The organism is Rhodoferax sp. PAMC 29310, from assembly GCF_017948265.1.
GTDB lineage: Bacteria > Pseudomonadota > Gammaproteobacteria > Burkholderiales > Burkholderiaceae_C > Rhodoferax.
Genome location: NZ_CP072852.1, coordinates 2391691 through 2407796, shown reverse-complemented (window position 1 = coordinate 2407796; position 16106 = coordinate 2391691). Strand labels below are relative to the sequence as shown.

Below are 16106 nucleotides of genomic sequence, written 5' to 3'. Positions count from 1 at the left end.
AGATCTCAATGAGTTGGTTGGTAAAAAGAAATGCTAAGGGCAATCAGGATGGTTTCAGCCATTGATTGACCCGGGTCTTGTCCCGTGCGACGAGCAGCCAGGTGTTGACTGCCGTGGGCAAGGTCAGTTGAAGATTCAGAATGCGCTTGTCACGGGCCACCATGGCGACCAGTTCAGGGCTGGCGTCTGCGTAAAGCAGCAGGTCATCCAGTTTTTTCAGACGCCATTGGGTCGCGGTTTTGCCTTTGCCCACTTGCACGCCCAGCCATTCGTCTCCTGCGGCAAAGCCGGCTTGTTCGGCGGCGCCGCCACGCAAGACTGTTTTGATCTGAACTGCACTGCCTTCGCTCACACGCACGCCCAGGCGCTGCGCCAGTTGCGCGGGTTCGTTCAGCACGGCAACACCGCGCTGCTCCAGCAAGGCTTGAATCGGCAGATCGGTCGTGCTGTGCACCCATTGGGCGACTTCGCTGGCCAGCGAGCGGCCCGCCAGGGTTTCCAGCACGGCCAGCACATCGGCCTCGGTCATGGGACCACCTTGGCAGCGCTGCCACAGCGCGCGCATGACCTCGTCCAATGTCGTCTTGCCCTCACTGCGCAGCGTGAGGTCAAGGCACAAAGCCACCAGTGCGCCTTTGGTGTAGTAACTCACCGTGGCATTGGGGGTGTTCTCGTCTTGCCGGTAGTACTTCACCCAGGCATCAAAACTGGCTTGGGCCACGGTTTGAATCATGCGTCCGGGCGTTTGGTGAACCTGATTGATAGCTTTGTTGAGCAGGCGCAGGTAGGCCGTTTCATCGATCAAGCCGGCGCGGTGCAGCAGCAAGTCGTCGTAGTAGCTGGTGAAGCCTTCAAAAAACCAGAGCAGTTCGGTGTAGTTTTCTTGCCCATAGTCATAGCGAGCAAACTCGGCGGGGCGCAAACGCTTCACATTCCAGGTGTGAAAGTACTCATGGCTGATGAGACCTAACAACTGGGTGTAGCCCTCGTTGACGGCGGGCTTGGCGTCGGGCAGGTTGATGCTGGCGGGGGTAAGTGCCGGATGGCTGAGCCGCGGCAAGTCCTTGCGCATGCAGATCAGAGCCGTGGAGTTGCGATGCTCCAGTCCGCCATAGCCGTCGTCCACCACGTTCAGCATGAACAGGTAGTTGCGGTGCGGTGGCTGATCCGCCTTCTTGCGGCTCTTGGCACCATGCCAGAAACGAATTTCTGTCTCGCAAATCGCTTTTGTGTCGGCCAAAAGCCGTGCGCCGTCAAAGCTGGGCGGCGCGCCAGCGACGACAAAACGGTGTTCAATGCCCGCCGCCACAAAGGTGTCGCTCCAGAATGCGCCCAACTCGACCGGGCAATCCACCAACTCGTCGTAATTGGCGGCCAGGTAACGGCCAAAGCCGTTTTTATCGACCTTGGCAGGGGTCAACCCGGTGGCCACTTGCCAACCGGCTAGTGCTTTGTCGGCCTCCAGCGTCATTTGATGCGGCTCGGATTCTTGTCCGGCAACTTGCAGAAACAAGCTGGTGCCGTTGAAAAACCCGCGCGAGGCATCCAGCCAGGCGGTGCGCACGGAGTTGTCAAACGCGTACACCTCGTAGCTCAGCACCAAAGGCTTGCCGGCGACGCAATCTGCCTGCCAACTGCACTTGTCCTGCTGGGTGAGCGCCACGGACTTTTTGCCTTGGCTGGCCAGAAGGTTTTGCAGCGTCTTGGAGAACTCGCGAATCAGGTAGCTGCCTGGTATCCAAACCGGCAGGCTGACTTGTTGTGCTGCAGCCGGGTTGGCAACAGTGAGGCTGACCTGAAACAGGTGGGCGTGCCGGTCCAGGACCCGCACGCGGAAGGCAAGAGCGGCGCTTGCCATCAGTTCTTGCGTTCCGCCAGGTGTTGCTCGATTTGGTCGGCGTTGATGGCGCCTGGAATACGAGAGCCATCCGCAAAGATCAGAGTCGGTGTGCCGGTGATCTTGTACTTGCGACCCAGTTCGACATTGCGGGCGACGGCGCTGGTATCGCAACTGGCGCTGGCTGGCACTTTTTCTCGCAGCATCCAATCCTGCCAGGATTTGGCTTTGTCTTTGGCGCACCAGATGTTTTTGGATTTTTCAACAGAGTCGGCGCCCAAGATGGGATACAGAAACAAATGGACGGTGACGTCTTTGACCTTTTGCAGGTCTTGCTCAAAGCGTTTGCAATAGCCACAGTTGGGGTCTTCAAAAACCACCATTTTGCGTTTTCCGTTGCCATTGACGGTTGTAAAGGCGTCCTTGAGGGGCAAGGCGTCAAAGTTGATGGCCGTCAGTTTTTCCACTCGCTCTTCCGTCAGGTTGCGACGTTGGCGGGTGTCGATCAGACTGCCGTTGACCAGGAAGTCGCCTTTGGCATCGGTGTAATAGATTTCAGAGCCGTTGACGCGGATCTCGAACAGCCCAGGCATTGGGCTTTTTGTGATTTCGTCAATGGCGGGCAATTGAGGCACCCGCTCGGCCAGATTTTTGCGAATCGTGGCCTCTTGGGCGTTGATGGTCAAGCTGACCAACAGGGTGGTCGCCATCAGCGCCGTTTTCATCAAGTTCATTTTTGTTCCAATCCATCATTGCAGGCCCATGGCCTGACGTGCCACCCACTGCTTGAGCAGGCCGCTTCGTTCAAATCCGTTCATGCCCCAGTTGCGCGCCGACTGCCAAGCGGCACCCTGCTGCGAAAACAACTGCTGCAACCCATCCATCGCGGTGCCGGTAGCCAATACGTCCGCCTTGCGGGATCGTTCGTACCGGCGCATCAGCTTCTCGTCACCCACGGCGCGCCAGTATTCACGCTCGTGCAACACCGTGGCCAAAGCAGCTACATCGGCCAGACCCAAGTTCAGTCCCTGGCCTGCCAAAGGGTGCACGTTGTGCGCAGCGTCGCCAGCCAATACCCACGGTTTCCCCTCGTGTAAGCCGGCCCAACGCTCCGCACGAGCCATTTGCAGGGGCCAAGCCACACGGTCGCTGCTCAGCGTCAGTTGACCGAGGCTGCCTTGGCTGGCTATTGCGAGCTGTTGACAAAATTCCTGCGCATTGGCATCTACCAAGGTTTGCACCCGCGAATCATGAACTGACCACACCAAAGCCAAAGAGTTCCCCTGCGGGCCATCCATGGGCAAAAAAGCCAGAATTTCACCCTGAGAAAACCACTGGCGAGCGGTTTGTCCATGGGGTATCTCGCAGGTCAGGCGGGCGGCAATGGCATGTTGGGGGTAGGGCTTGACGTCAAAGTCAATGCCAAATTCTGCGCGTGTGCTGCTGGCTTTTCCCTCGCAGATCACAGTGAGTTTGGCGGGCTTGGGTTCGCTCAGCACCTCAATTTGAGGCTGGAACCGAACGGCATCTGCCAACTGCGCCTCCAGCACCGGCACGTCCACAATCCAGGTCAGGCCGGGCACATGAAGCTCGGTGGCGGAGAAGTTGACCTCCCCGCTGTCATCGCCGCGGACCTGCATGTTGAGCACTTCTGTGGCGTGCTGTGGGTCTGGCCAACAGCGCACCGACTCCAGTAGGGCGCGCGACTTGGCGTTCAATGCATAGGCACGCACATCCGGCTTGCTCGGTGACGACGCCCCCGGTGTCGGCTGTTGCACCAGTCCGACACGCAACCGCTCCCGGGCCAGGAGCAATGCCAGCGTGCGCCCCACAATGCCGCTGCCGCGGATGCATATATCTAAGGGTTGAGTCATGCACAAGATTGTAGGAGGCAGGGCAAAATCCCTACTTTCCTTCCGACGGGAGTTCTGTGTGAATCCAAGTGACCTGCCTGACGGCGACGTAACCGGTGCCATCGCCCGTTTGTTTGTTTACCCGGTGAAATCCTGCGCTGGTATCGAGGTGCAGGCGGTACGCCTGACTGAAACGGGGCTGGAATGGGACCGGGCCTGGATGGTGATTGATGCTCAGAGTCGTTTTGTGACCCAGCGCGAGCACCCCCGCATGGCGCTGATTGAGCCCAGTCTGATGGCGACCGAGATGGAGTTGCGTGCACCCGGCATGCCGGTATTGGCCGTGCAGTTTGACGCCGAGGGGCCATTGGTGACGGTTCAAGTCTGGGACGATCACGTTCCAGCGCACGACATGGGCGATCAGGTGGCCGAATGGTTCACCCAATTTCTTGGCGGCGGTGCGGCATCGGCCTCTTACCGCTTGGTTCGTTTCGACCCGGCCCATCGGCGGGTGGCCAGCCTGAAATGGACTGATGGCGTACCCGCCTTGAACCAGTTCAGCGATGGGTTTCCCTTGCTGGTGATCAGCGAGTCTTCTTTGGCGGGACTGAATCAGCGGCTGCTTGCTGGTGGGAACGGCGCCGTCAGCATGGCGCGCTTTCGCCCCAATCTGGTGTTGAGCGGCGTGGAAGCGCATGACGAGGATCGGCTCCTTCAGATTCAAGTGGACGCTGGCCCTGATCAGGTGGTGCTCAAACCCGTCAAGCCCTGCCCGCGCTGCCCCATTCCCAATATCGACCCCACCACCGGGCAAAGCAGCCCTGAGGTGAGCGACACCTTGCAAGCCTATCGGCAAGACGCGCGTGTCAACGGGGCGGTGACTTTTGGCATGAACTGCATCACGGTGGATGGGGTCGGGGCCGTTTTACGAGTTGGTCAGACGGTCTTGGCAGACCTGAACTTTGGGTAGGCTGCATTCCCTCTGGTGGTTGGTCGAAGCATGAATGCATCGGGCGCGCACACGCCAACTAGGGCAGTTGAATGAGGCCTGCTGCAAGACGCCCCAGCAAGGACGACAGAAGACGTGGTGCCCATGACTCTGAAAGCAGCGATACTTTGCGGGAGTCAATTGGAGGCTCCTCTTCGACCCATCCTCACCTCTGCCGAACGGATCACACCCAATGAGTAGTAACCCACTAGAGAAAAGCGATTTTGAAACTAAGGGTGAGGTTGAAAATCTGGATGGGTATCCTGTAATGGCGGAGTCAGGGGCCAATGCCGCCCAAGGCAGCTTTCCATTCGAGGCGATGAATCTCAAGGTGGGCGATCGACTTCAAGCGCAACCCCCTAAAAAAGTTTCTGCCGAGCGCTGTTTTGTGCGCCTGATTGGGTATTGCCAAGACCTGAGCTTGCTGCTGACCACGCCGGCAACGGCCAACAATGTCCGCCTGCAACTGATGGAGGGGGATCAGCTCATCATGCGGGTCTTTTCCAGCCAAAATGCGTTCGGATTTGCCTGTGACGTGCAGCGGGTGTGCAAACTGCCCTACAACTATCTTCATGTTTCCTTTCCCAAAGAAGTGCAGGGAACCGTGATTCGCAAAGAGGCCAGGGTTAAGACCAAAATCATTGTCAATATTCGTGCGGCGCCGGAGAACGGCAAAAATTTGACGGGAATCATCTCCAATCTGAGTGCCAACGGCGCCCTGATCGATGGACCACGAAAACTGGCCGAGCCCGGCGAAACAATCCGATTGACCTTTCGCCTCACGCTGCGCAGCATAGAGGCCAGTTTGTCACTGCTGGCAGTTGTTCGCGCGGCGTTTGACGACGAGAAGCTCAAGCAAAGTGGGACTTCATTGACTCATTTCGGCGTCGAGTTTGTTGGTCTCGTCGCCAATGACTAAATGCTTTTGCAAAGCATGGTCTACCAAAAAATGATCGAAAGTCCGCAGTCCTTGGTTTAAACGCCAGAGGCAGAGTGGCTTGAAACGCGTCAAGCCATGAATGATTCGCGCGGCAGGATGCGCGAGACGCCCACTGCCTGCGGTGCTGAGGCGACTCGCTAATCATTACAATTGGAACTACCCCCCAGAACAAAACTTTGCGTTAAGGCCGGGTTTGGCGCGGTTTGCCCCGGTCTTCACGATCTTGCGCCGTTCGCGCGCTCCGCACTTCCACGATGCCCACAATGGGTTCGATAGTGCGTTGATTTCTGGGGATTTTTCATGAGTTTGAAGTGTGGCGTTGTGGGCTTTCCCAACGGTGGTAAATCGACCTTGTTCAACGCCTTGACCAAGGTTGGGGCGTCGCGCCCGAAAACTGTCCCTTAGGCTGGGCGATTTTAAAAGGCCAATGGCCTCAATGGCTTCTGACGGTTTGCGAATTTCAGGCCGCAAAATCAGGACAAAATCGCCGTTGACAGAATCATCAGTTGGCAGGGGCCGTTATCGGGCGGCCTTGGTATTTCGTGGCTGTAAATGCCGCTGATTTGAGCCACCTGGTGGTGGCGCTGTCCACCGAAACCTCATCAATTTTGTCAGCCAAGGAGCTATATGGATTTTTCGGATTTTTTTCAACAATACTGGCCGTTCATGGCCCTGGTTCTTTGGTTTGGGTACAAGTGGTGGAACTCAAAAAGAGTCCTTGCCATGCTGCCAGAACTCAAGAAAAACGGCGCCATCTTGGTTGACGTGCGATCAGCGGGGGAGTTCGCCAGCGCCAACGCGCCTGGAACAATCAACATCCCCCTGCAGGAGTTGGGAAGAAGGCTTGGTGAGATACCCAAGTCCGCCCCGGTTGTCCTTTGCTGTGCCAGCGGGACACGAAGTGGAATGGCAAAACTTCTTCTTTTGAAAAATGGCTACCGAGACGTTCACAACATCGGGACTTGGAACAAGTTCCTGAGCTAATCCGCCACGGGTCGAGGAAGTTGAAGGATTCTTCGGTGGGCAAAGGCTTTCCCCGCCACGCTCGTCGCAATCAGAAAGGTACCTTTGCGCGCATTCAGTCGCACGCCAAAGCCACTTAAGACCCGATCACGCAGGATGCGCCCGCCGCTTGCGGTGCTGCGGCGCAGTAGCGACTCGCTAATCATTACAATTGGCACCATTCCCCCAGGACAAAACGAGGGCAAAGCTTTGCGCTAAAGCAGGGTTTGGTGCGGTTTGCCCCGGTCTTCACGATCTCGCGCCGTTCGCGCGTCTTGCACTTCCCCGATGCCCAGGTTGGGTTCGATAGTGCGTTGATTTCTAAGGATATTTTCATGAGTTTGAAGTGTGGCATCGTGGGCTTGCCCAACGTTGGTAAATCAACTTTGTTCAACGCCTTGACCAAGGCTGGCATCGCGGCCGAAAACTACCCCTTTTGCACCATCGAACCCAATGTGGGCATCGTGGAAGTGCCGGATGCACGCTTGGACGCCTTGGCGGCCATCGTGAACCCGCAAAAAATTCAGCGTGCGATTGTGGAGTTCGTGGATATTGCTGGTCTGGTGGCGGGCGCCAGCACGGGTGAAGGCCTGGGCAACAAGTTTTTGGCCCACATTCGGGAAACCGACGCCATCATCAACGTGGTGCGCTGCTTTGAAGATGACAACGTCATCCACGTGGCCGGCAAGGTCGACCCGATCTCGGACATCGAAGTGATCCAGACCGAGTTATGCCTGGCGGACTTGACGGCTGTTGAAAAGGCCTTGCACCGTGTCACCAAGCTGGCTCGCTCGGGTGACAAGGAGTCCATCAAGCTGGTGGCCATTCTGGAGAAGTGCCAGGCGGCGTTGAATGAAGCCAAGCCCGTGCGGACGTTGGAGTTCAGCAAAGAAGAGATGCCCTTGCTCACCCAGTTTTTCCTGATCACCGCCAAGCCCGCGATGTTTGTGGCCAACGTGTCAGAAGATGGTTTTGAGAATAACCCGTTTCTGGACCGCCTGAATGCCTATGCAGCCAGCCAAAACGCGCCGGTCGTAGCCATTTGCGCCAAGATGGAGGCCGAAATGGCTGACATGGAAGACGAAGACAAGGCCATGTTCCTGGCCGAGTTGGGCCAGGATGAGCCGGGCTTGAACCGCCTGATCGTTGCCGCCTACAAGTTGCTGGGTCTGCAAACCTACTTCACCGCGGGTGTGAAAGAAGTGCGCGCCTGGACTATCCATGTGGGCGATACCGGCCCGCAGGCTGCTGGCGTGATCCACACCGACTTTGAAAAAGGCTACATCCGCGCCCAGACCATTGCGTTTGAAGACTTCATCGCTTTCAAGGGCGAGCAGGGTGCCAAAGACGCGGGCAAGATGCGCGCCGAGGGCAAGGAATACGTGGTCAAGGATGGCGACGTGATGAACTTCCTGTTCAGCTCCTGATCACCTGAGTCGTTGCGGTGGGGTGCCGCCCCTGACCTCTCCGCCGCTTTCGTCGATGAAGCCCTCTTGCACGAGGGCTTTGTTGTTTCTGGTGTCGACCCGTTTGACCGCCTTTTTAGTCCTGGGTTTGATGGTCTATTGCGTCTAAGATATTATGATTGGCTGAATATGGCTACATATTTTATAAAAATGATTTTTCCTGCCGATGTTTTGCGAATTTGAGGTAAATGCGGCAGCACCTGCCACGCCTTCTTGATTACGATGGATTCAAGCGCATGTCGTGCGCCATTGATCAGGAGACTTCGCCATGTTGACCCACCCCGCCACCAAATACCAGGCCTTTGCCCCTATCAACCTGCCGGATCGGCAATGGCCTAGCCGCACCATCACCCAGCCACCGATTTGGATGAGCACCGACTTGCGGGATGGCAACCAGTCGCTGTTTGAGCCCATGGATGCCGAGCGCAAGATGCGCATGTTCAAAACCTTGTGCGCCATTGGTTTCAAGGAAATTGAGGTTGGCTTTCCGTCTGCGTCGCAAACCGATTTCGACTTTGTTCGCGAGTTGATCGAAGGCGGCCACATTCCGGACGATGTGACGATTGAGGTGCTCACCCCTGCGCGCGAGCCCCTGATTCGCCGCACCATGGAGTCGTTGAACGGCGCGCGTCGCGCCATTGTTCATGTGTACAACGCCACCTCCAAGCCATTCCGAGACATCGTTTTTGGCATGAGTAAGCCTGAGGTGGTCCAGATGGCCGTAACCGCTGTGAACCTGGTCAAGCAACTGGCCAGCGAGCAACCCGCCACAGACTGGATGCTGCAATACAGCCCCGAGGCGTTCACCGCCACAGAGCTCGACTTTGCGCTGGAGGTGTGCGATGCGGTGACCGCCGCCTGGGGCGCGACGCCCACCCGCAAAGTTATTTTGAACCTGCCCGCCACGGTCGAGGTCGCCATGCCCAATGTGTACGCCGACCAAATTGAGTGGATGCACCGCCACTTGGCCCGTCGCGACAGCGTGGTGCTCAGCTTGCACCCCCACAACGACCGGGGCACGGGCGTGGCCGCCGCCGAGTTGGGCGTGATGGCGGGGGCCGACCGGGTCGAAGGTTGTCTGTTTGGTAACGGCGAGCGCACTGGCAACGTCGATTTGGTGACCTTGGCGCTCAACCTCTATACCCAGGGTGTGTCGCCCGGGCTGGACTTTTCAGACATCAATGCAGTGGCGCGCACAGCCGAATACTGCACGCAGCTGCCGATTCACCCGCGCCACCCTTACGTGGGGGACTTGGTGTTCACCGCTTTTTCCGGCTCGCACCAGGACGCCATCAAAAAAGGTTTTGCCGCGCAAAAGCCCGATGCCTTGTGGAACGTGCCTTACATGCCGATCGACCCGGCCGACGTGGGTCGCAGCTACGACTCGGTCATCCGTATCAACAGCCAGTCTGGCAAGGGCGGCATTGCCTACTTGCTGGAGTCGTCTTACGGCATCGTCATGCCCCGGCGTCTGCAGGTGGAGTTCTCGGGCGTGGTGCAACAACATACCGACACCCATGGCGGCGAGTTGACGGCGACAGATGTCTGGCAACTGTTTTCACGCACCTACCTGGAAGTGGCGACGCCCGTGCGTTACATCAGTCACCACCTGTTGGAGCACGGCAACCAGCAGGCGATTGAGTTGCAGGTTGAGATCAACGGCGTTGAGCAACGTTTGATGGGCGAGGGCAACGGCCCCATCGACGCCGCGGTGCATGCCCTGGAGCAGGTTGGTCTGTCATTACAGGTGCGCAGTTTTGAAGAGCGCTCCACCAGCGCCAGCCACCAAGCCGGAGACGCCCAGGCTTGCGCGTTTCTGGAACTCGCGCCGGCTGCGGGCGGCAATGAATGCTTTGGCGTGCATATTGACGGCAACATCGTCACCGCGTCGATCAAAGCGCTGGTGAGTGGTGTGAATCGTTTGGGACTGGATGCCTCCCCCGTTTTGATGCCAAAACAGGGTGAAGTCCGAGTGGAGTATGCGTGAGTAGCTATTGAAAAGATAGTGACTTGATGACCGGTGCGCAATGGCCGGTCAGACCCACTCCCTAGGCGCCAAACACCCCGACCAACGCTGCCGTCATCAAGGTGTAGCGCGCCAGTTTTCCGATGGCCATGTAGGCGACGCAGGGCCAGAAGGGCAGCTTGAGCCAGCCCGCCACCGCGCACAAGGGGTCGCCCACCAAGGGCAACCAGGCTAACAAACAGGCTTTGGGCCCAATGCGCTTTAACCAGTCCAGCGCACGCACATGGTGGCTGGAGTAGCTGTAGCGGTCCACCACTTTGTGGGACGCCAAACCCATCGCCCAGGTCACCATGCCGCCCAGTGTGTTGCCGACGGTGGCGACGCCAATGGCCGGCCAAAACAGGTGCGGGTTCAGTTTGACCAGGCCAAACACGGCCGGCTCGGAGCCCAGGGGCAGCAGGGTGGCCGAGATAAACGACACCACAAAAACCGAGCTCAGGCCGTATTCTGGCAGGGCGAGGAGGGTGAGCAGTGAGTTAAGCCAATCTTGCATTGGTCCCAGTGTATCGATTGAAATAAGTTTCAACTGCTGAAATATTAAGCAGTTAGAATCGGTCCCTCCCCGACTTTTCCACCCCTGCCACCGCCCCTTTTGGGCGCTGCAGTGGCCGCTCCTTTTGCCATTGGTTCAATGAACATCGGTCCTTATTCGCTTGCCAACCCGTATTTTGCTGCCCCCATGGCAGGGGTGACAGATCGGCCGTTTCGCCAGTTGTGCAAGCGACTGGGCGCGGGCTACGCGGTGAGCGAGATGGTGACCAGTCGCCCGGATTTATGGGACACCCTGAAAACCTCGCGCCGTGCCAACCATGAGGGTGAGCCCGGCCCGATTGCCGTGCAGATTGCCGGTACTGAGCCGCAAATGATGGCCGACGCTGCCGCCTACAACATCGACGGCGGCGCCCAAATCATCGACATCAACATGGGCTGCCCGGCCAAGAAAGTCTGCAACAAGTGGGCAGGCTCTGCGCTGATGCAGGACGAGGCGCTGGCTTTGTCCATCATTGAAGCCGTCGTGGCGGCCTGTGCGCCGCGCAACGTGCCGGTGACGCTGAAGATGCGCACGGGTTGGTGCCAGACCGAAAAAAATGCTTTGGCGATTGCACTGGCGGCTGAGCAAGCCGGCGTGCAAATGATCACCGTGCATGGCCGCACCCGCGAGCAGGGTTACAAGGGCCAGGCCGAGTACGACACCATCGCCGCCGTCAAGGCCGCGGTGCGTGTGCCAGTGGTGGCCAATGGCGACATCGATTCGCCAGAGAAGGCCCGCGAGGTGTTGGCTGCGACGGGTGCGGATGCGGTGATGATTGGCCGCGCAGCCCAAGGGCGACCCTGGATATTTAGGGAGATCACCCATTTCATGGCCACCGGCACGCATCTCGCACCGCCCTTGGTGGCGGAGGTCAAACACCTGCTGTTGGAGCACCTGCTGGACCACTACTCGCTGTATGGCGAGTACGCAGGGGTACGCACTGCACGAAAGCACATCGGCTGGTATGTGAAAGCGCTGCCGGGAGGTGATGCCTTTCGGGCGGGCATGAATCTGATTGAGGATTGCGAGCTGCAATCCCGGGCCGTGGCCGATTTTTTTGACGACTTGAACACGCGGATGGACCGAATGCCAGCCGTTTTGGACGTGAATTTGAGAGACAGGCAAGAAAAACAAATGGAGAAAGTATGAGCAATATGCACATTGAGGAGACAGTGCGCCACAGCTTGGAAGGCTACCTGAGGGACCTGGGCGAGAGCGAGCCGGACGGCATGTACAACATGGTCGTGAACGTGGTGGAGAAGCCGTTGCTGGAAATCGTCATGCGCCACGCGGACAACAACCAATCCAAGGCCGCGCAGTGGCTGGGGCTGAACCGCAACACCCTGCGCAAGAAGCTGCTGGAGCACAAGCTCATCACCTGATTTCGCCTTGACCCTTGCGTCACACCGCGCAGCGGTAGGCACCCGATTTTTTGACTTCAACTTTGACTACCCATGAACGCACTCCTCTCCGTTTCCGATAAAACCGGCATCCTTGAACTGGCGCAGGCCTTGCACGCCCAGGGCATCAAGCTCCTGTCCACCGGCGGCACCGCCAAATTGCTGGCCGACAACGGCTTGCCCGTGACCGAAGTGGCCGAGATGACGGGTTTTCCGGAGATGCTGGACGGCCGTGTGAAGACGCTGCACCCCCGCGTGCATGGCGGCCTGCTGGCGCGCCGGGATTTTCCAGCCCACATGGCTGCGCTGGCTGAGCACAACATTGACACCATCGACGTGCTGGTGGTGAACCTCTACCCGTTTGAGTCCACTGTCGCCAAGCCCGGCTGCACGCTGGAGGACGCGATCGAGAACATCGACATTGGCGGCCCCGCCATGGTGCGCAGTGCCGCCAAGAACTGGAAAGACGTGGCCGTGCTGACCGATGCGTCGCAGTACGCCACGGTGATTGCCGAACTCAAGGCCGCAGGCAAAGTCAGCGACAAGACCAAGTTTGCCTTGAGTGTGGCCGCTTTCAACCGCATCAGCCAGTACGACGGCGCCATCAGCGACTATTTGTCGGCCGTGCAAATTGGGGATGACGTGCCCGCTGGCGACGCCGCGCCCCAGTTGGACCTGTTCCCAGGTCAGGCCAATGGCCGCTTCGTCAAGTTGCAAGACCTTCGCTACGGCGAAAACTCACACCAACAAGCCGCTCTGTACCGCGACCTGTTTCCTGCGCCCGGTTCGTTGGTCACGGCCGTGCAGTTGCAAGGCAAAGAGCTGAGCTACAACAACCTGGCCGATGCCGATGCGGCTTGGGAATGTGTCAAAAGCTTCAGCGAAACCGCTTGCGTGATCGTCAAGCACGCCAACCCCTGCGGCGTGGCCGTGGGCACCGACCCGTTGAATGCCTACAGCAAGGCTTTCCAGACCGACCCCACCTCGGCGTTTGGCGGCATCATCGCTTTCAATCGCCCGCTGGATGAGCAGGCGGCGCAGCAAGTCTCCAAGCAGTTTGTCGAGGTGTTGATGGCCCCTGACTTCACGCCTGAGGCGTTGGAGGTCTTCAAATCCAAAGTCAATGTGCGCATCCTCAAGATCAGTCTGCCAGTTGGTGGCGACAGCGCCTGGGCGCAGGGGCGCAATGCGATGGATGTCAAACGCATCGGGTCCGGCATGCTGATGCAGACCTCCGACAACCACGAACTGACTCTGGCTGACCTGAAGGTCGTGACCAAGAAGCAGCCCACGCCCGAGCAGCTGCAAGACCTGCTGTTCGCCTGGAGTGTGGCCAAGTACGTCAAGAGCAACGCCATCGTGTTTTGTGCCAATGGCATGACGATGGGGGTCGGTGCTGGTCAGATGAGTCGTCTGGACTCGGCCCGCATAGCCAGCATCAAGGCCCAGCACGCCAACCTGTCACTCGCCGGCACGGTGGTGGCCAGCGACGCCTTCTTCCCGTTCCGCGATGGCCTGGATGTGGTGGTGGACGCCGGTGCAACCTGCGTCATCCAGCCCGGCGGCTCGATGCGTGACCAAGAGGTGATTGACGCCGCCGACGAGCGCGGCGTGGCCATGGTGTTCAGCGGCGTGCGCCATTTCCGCCATTGAGCGAAAGCATGCACCCATGAAAAAAGCGGCCCAGGCCGATTTTTTTACAGAAAATAGGGCTCTAGCCCTTTATAGGTCAGCGTAGATAGCTCTTATTTTGAGAGCAGTTTGAAGACCTCGCCGGCAGCTGAAATGCTGGCAACGATGTCCTCGTCGGTGTGTGCGCCGCTCACAAAGCCCGCTTCGTACAAGGCGGGCGCGATGTAGACGCCGCGGTCCAGCAGGCCATGAAACAGGGTGTTGAACCGGGCGTTGTCGGTGGTCATGACCGTGGCGTAGTTCTGCGGCAAGGTGTTAAACAGGAAGAAGCCGAACATGCCGCCTTCGCTGTCGGTGCAAAAGGGAACACCTTGTGCGTCTGCGGCGGCTTGCAGGCCGCGGGTCAGGGTCTGTGTTTTCGCGGCCAGACACTCGTAAAAACCGGGCTTCTGGATCTCACGCAAGGTGGCCAAACCACACGCGGTGGCCACCGGGTTGCCACTCAATGTGCCGGCCTGGTAGACCTTGCCCAGAGGGGCCATCTGCTCCATCACGTCCCGCTTGGCACCAAACGCTGCCAACGGCATACCGCCGCCAATCACCTTGCCCATGACCGTCATGTCGGGCTCAAAGCCGGGGATGAGCTTGGCGTAGACGCTTTGGGCGCCGCCCAGGGCCACTCGGAAGCCGACCATGACCTCGTCAAACACCAGCAAGGCGCCATAGTCGGTGCACAACTCGCGGCAACGCTTCATGAAGGGCACCGAGGCGCGCACAAAGTTCATGTTGCCGGCAATCGGCTCAATCATCAAACAGGCCAATTCGCGGCCATGCAGCACAAAGGCCTCTTCCAGCTGCTCAATGTTGTTGTATTCCAGCACGATGGTGTGCTGAACCACCTCGGCCGGCACGCCGGCGCTGGTGGCGTTGCCAAAGGTCGCCAGACCCGAGCCGGCTTTCACCAGCAAGGCGTCGGCATGGCCGTGGTAGCAGCCTTCGAACTTGATCAACTTGCTGCGCCCGGTGGCGCCACGGGCCAGGCGAATGGCGCTCATGGCGGCTTCGGTGCCTGAGCTGACCAAGCGCACCATGTCCATGGAGGGAATGATTTTCAAAATTTCCTCGGCCAACTCAACTTCCCGCTCCGTGGGCGCTCCAAAGGAGAAGCCTTCGAGCACGGCGGATTGAACCGCTTCCACCACTGCTGGATGGCCATGGCCCAAAATCATTGGGCCCCACGAGCCGATGTAGTCGATGTAGCGCTGGTCGTTCGCATCCCAGAAGTAGGCGCCTTGAGCGCGCTTGATGAAGCGGGGTGTGCCGCCCACGGCCTTGAAGGCGCGAACGGGGGAGTTGACGCCGCCTGGGATCACGCGCTTGGCGCGTTCGAACAAGGCGAGGTTGAGATCAGTGCTTGGTGTCATTGGGGGTGTGGTCCAAAAATGAAATAGAGGTGGCAGGATCACCTTCGACGCGTTCTGTATCTTCGTCGTCTTCGGGTTGCGCCCAGAAAAGTCGATCCGGCACGATATGGCCCATGCCAGGGCGAAACCCGGCTTCCAGACTGTGGTCCAGATAACTCAAGGCTTCACTGAAGGCTTCGGTCATGTCGCATCCACTGGCAATCAGCGCAGAAAAAGCTGCGGACAGCGTGTCTCCGGCCCCGGAAAAAACAGCCTCGAATCGCTCAAACTTTTCGCTGGCCATGACGGCTTGGGCCGAGGTCAAAACGTTGTCGATGAATTGGTCTGGCAGTGGAATGCCGGTAACGAAGGTGTAGGGCACGCCCAACTCTTCTGCTGCTCTGGCAATGTCACGCGCGCCGGGCGGACGCTCCATGCTCCAGTCTGGCAACAACCAGCGCCAGAGAGTGCTGTGGTTGCCGACCAACACCGAGGTTTGCGGCAATATCAATTCTTTGAACGCGTCCAGGTAGATGTCAATTTGTACCTCGTCCCACCAAGCCAGATTGGGCATGTAGGCGATCACTGGAACATCGGCGTAATCGGCAGAAATACCAGCAATCACCCCCAGGTTCTCGGGTGTGCCAACAAAACCGACTTTAATCAACTGAACAGACACATCCTCCAGTACTGCCCTGGCTTGTTCGGCGACCGCCTCGTCGTCAAACGCAAAATGACCGAAGATGTCAGCCGTGTCGCGGGTGTAAGCACCTGTTACAACCGGGACAGCATGTGCTCCGACGGAGGCCATGGCGGTGATGTCCGCTGAAAGACCCCCTGCGCCACTGGGGTCGCTGGCATTGAAGACCAACACGCAAGCTGGTTGCGCGCTTTCTGGCGATTCGTCATTGGGTGAGGGAGCTATGGGGGATTCCATGGGGGTGGCCCTGGTGTTTCTTAAGGCAGAATGTCGCTGGCCGTTTAGCGCGGCACATTGATAAAACATGTGGACCTGCATCGGTGCATA

14 protein-coding genes and 1 pseudogene are annotated in these 16106 nt (G+C 58.6%); 9 read left to right on the top strand and 6 right to left on the bottom strand.

Translation table 11 applies throughout. From position 1 onward, the window contains the following. Positions 1-43 precede the first annotated feature (43 nt). The 3 genes from J8G15_RS11025 to J8G15_RS11015 are packed head-to-tail and all read right to left on the bottom strand — an operon-like array spanning position 44 to position 3711. Positions 44-1858: a M61 family metallopeptidase gene (locus J8G15_RS11025; RefSeq protein WP_210541978.1), complete on the bottom strand. Its 1815-nt coding sequence runs from the start codon at positions 1856-1858 to the stop codon at positions 44-46. Then, entirely contained in the window at positions 1858-2571 is a 714-nt protein-coding gene (locus J8G15_RS11020) for a DsbC family protein (protein ID WP_210541977.1), read from the bottom strand. Before J8G15_RS11020 ends, J8G15_RS11025 begins: the two co-directional genes overlap by 1 nt. A gap of 15 nt (positions 2572-2586) precedes the next feature. After that, the gene (locus J8G15_RS11015) at positions 2587-3711 is read right to left on the bottom strand and encodes an FAD-dependent monooxygenase (protein ID WP_210541976.1); all 1125 of its coding nucleotides are present in this window, start codon (positions 3709-3711) and stop codon (positions 2587-2589) included. Positions 3712-3769: 58 nt separating this feature from the next. Between J8G15_RS11015 and J8G15_RS11010 the strand changes: the two genes are divergently transcribed. The 6 genes and pseudogenes from J8G15_RS11010 to leuA all read left to right on the top strand — a co-directional run bounded on the left by J8G15_RS11010 (position 3770) and on the right by leuA (position 10073). Continuing rightward, on the top strand, positions 3770-4660 hold the full coding sequence (locus J8G15_RS11010; RefSeq protein ID WP_240538244.1) for an MOSC domain-containing protein: 891 nt from the start codon (positions 3770-3772) through the stop codon (positions 4658-4660). Positions 4661-4871: 211 nt separating this feature from the next. Continuing rightward, positions 4872-5597 (top strand): flagellar brake protein, encoded by a 726-nt coding sequence (locus J8G15_RS11005; protein ID WP_210541973.1) that lies wholly within the window; start codon positions 4872-4874, stop codon positions 5595-5597. A gap of 321 nt (positions 5598-5918) precedes the next feature. Then, positions 5919-5996 (top strand): annotated as a pseudogene (locus tag J8G15_RS11000) (GTPase); the annotation flags it as partial. A gap of 249 nt (positions 5997-6245) precedes the next feature. Continuing rightward, the gene (locus tag J8G15_RS10995) at positions 6246-6602 is read left to right on the top strand and encodes a rhodanese-like domain-containing protein (RefSeq protein ID WP_210541972.1); all 357 of its coding nucleotides are present in this window, start codon (positions 6246-6248) and stop codon (positions 6600-6602) included. 353 nt (positions 6603-6955) lie between these two features. Then, the gene (ychF, locus tag J8G15_RS10990) at positions 6956-8047 is read left to right on the top strand and encodes a redox-regulated ATPase YchF (RefSeq protein WP_210541969.1); all 1092 of its coding nucleotides are present in this window, start codon (positions 6956-6958) and stop codon (positions 8045-8047) included. Positions 8048-8354: 307 nt separating this feature from the next. After that, positions 8355-10073: a 2-isopropylmalate synthase gene (gene leuA, locus J8G15_RS10985; protein ID WP_210541967.1), complete on the top strand. Its 1719-nt coding sequence runs from the start codon at positions 8355-8357 to the stop codon at positions 10071-10073. A gap of 61 nt (positions 10074-10134) precedes the next feature. Here the strand turns inward: leuA and J8G15_RS10980 are convergent, their stop codons facing one another. Beyond that, positions 10135-10605 carry a YqaA family protein gene (locus tag J8G15_RS10980; protein ID WP_210541966.1) on the bottom strand — a complete coding sequence of 157 codons (471 nt, stop codon included), beginning with the start codon at positions 10603-10605 and terminating at the stop codon, positions 10135-10137. Between the two features lie 138 nt (positions 10606-10743). Here J8G15_RS10980 and dusB point away from each other — a divergent pair, with 138 nt between their 5' ends. The 3 genes from dusB (at position 10744) to purH (ending at position 13697) form a co-directional block, all read left to right on the top strand. Further along, complete coding sequence (gene dusB, locus J8G15_RS10975) at positions 10744-11793, top strand: tRNA dihydrouridine synthase DusB (protein ID WP_210541964.1); 1050 nt, start codon at positions 10744-10746, stop codon at positions 11791-11793. Beyond that, positions 11790-12026: a helix-turn-helix domain-containing protein gene (locus J8G15_RS10970; protein WP_210541963.1), complete on the top strand. Its 237-nt coding sequence runs from the start codon at positions 11790-11792 to the stop codon at positions 12024-12026. The genes dusB and J8G15_RS10970 overlap by 4 nt, the downstream gene beginning before the upstream one ends. Positions 12027-12098: 72 nt before the next feature. Next, entirely contained in the window at positions 12099-13697 is a 1599-nt protein-coding gene (gene purH / locus J8G15_RS10965) for a bifunctional phosphoribosylaminoimidazolecarboxamide formyltransferase/IMP cyclohydrolase (RefSeq protein WP_210541962.1), read from the top strand. A gap of 92 nt (positions 13698-13789) precedes the next feature. On the opposite strand, the gene hemL is transcribed toward purH, so the two are convergent. Both hemL and J8G15_RS10955 read right to left on the bottom strand, forming a co-directional pair. Continuing rightward, positions 13790-15100, bottom strand: coding sequence for a glutamate-1-semialdehyde 2,1-aminomutase (gene hemL, locus J8G15_RS10960; protein WP_210541961.1), 1311 nt, complete (start codon positions 15098-15100; stop codon positions 13790-13792). Then, entirely contained in the window at positions 15084-16016 is a 933-nt protein-coding gene (locus tag J8G15_RS10955; protein ID WP_210541960.1) for a bifunctional hydroxymethylpyrimidine kinase/phosphomethylpyrimidine kinase, read from the bottom strand. Before J8G15_RS10955 ends, hemL begins: the two co-directional genes overlap by 17 nt. Between the last annotated feature and the right edge of the window lie 90 nt (positions 16017-16106).

Bases quoted from the DNA above. Each gene is read 5' to 3' on its own strand.
- ychF (WP_210541969.1), top strand. From the start codon at position 6,956: ATGAGTTTGAAGTGTGGCATCGTGGGCTTGCCCAACGTTGGTAAATCA.
- hemL (WP_210541961.1), bottom strand. From the start codon at position 15,100: ATGACACCAAGCACTGATCTCAACCTCGCCTTGTTCGAACGCGCCAAG.
- J8G15_RS10980 (WP_210541966.1), bottom strand. From the start codon at position 10,605: ATGCAAGATTGGCTTAACTCACTGCTCACCCTCCTCGCCCTGCCAGAA.
- leuA (WP_210541967.1), top strand. From the start codon at position 8,355: ATGTTGACCCACCCCGCCACCAAATACCAGGCCTTTGCCCCTATCAAC.
- J8G15_RS10955 (WP_210541960.1), bottom strand. From the start codon at position 16,016: ATGGAATCCCCCATAGCTCCCTCACCCAATGACGAATCGCCAGAAAGC.
- J8G15_RS11015 (WP_210541976.1), bottom strand. From the start codon at position 3,711: ATGACTCAACCCTTAGATATATGCATCCGCGGCAGCGGCATTGTGGGG.
- dusB (WP_210541964.1), top strand. From the start codon at position 10,744: ATGAACATCGGTCCTTATTCGCTTGCCAACCCGTATTTTGCTGCCCCC.
- J8G15_RS11025 (WP_210541978.1), bottom strand. From the start codon at position 1,858: ATGGCAAGCGCCGCTCTTGCCTTCCGCGTGCGGGTCCTGGACCGGCAC.
- purH (WP_210541962.1), top strand. From the start codon at position 12,099: ATGAACGCACTCCTCTCCGTTTCCGATAAAACCGGCATCCTTGAACTG.
- J8G15_RS11005 (WP_210541973.1), top strand. From the start codon at position 4,872: ATGAGTAGTAACCCACTAGAGAAAAGCGATTTTGAAACTAAGGGTGAG.
- J8G15_RS10970 (WP_210541963.1), top strand. From the start codon at position 11,790: ATGAGCAATATGCACATTGAGGAGACAGTGCGCCACAGCTTGGAAGGC.
- J8G15_RS10995 (WP_210541972.1), top strand. From the start codon at position 6,246: ATGGATTTTTCGGATTTTTTTCAACAATACTGGCCGTTCATGGCCCTG.
- J8G15_RS11020 (WP_210541977.1), bottom strand. From the start codon at position 2,571: ATGAACTTGATGAAAACGGCGCTGATGGCGACCACCCTGTTGGTCAGC.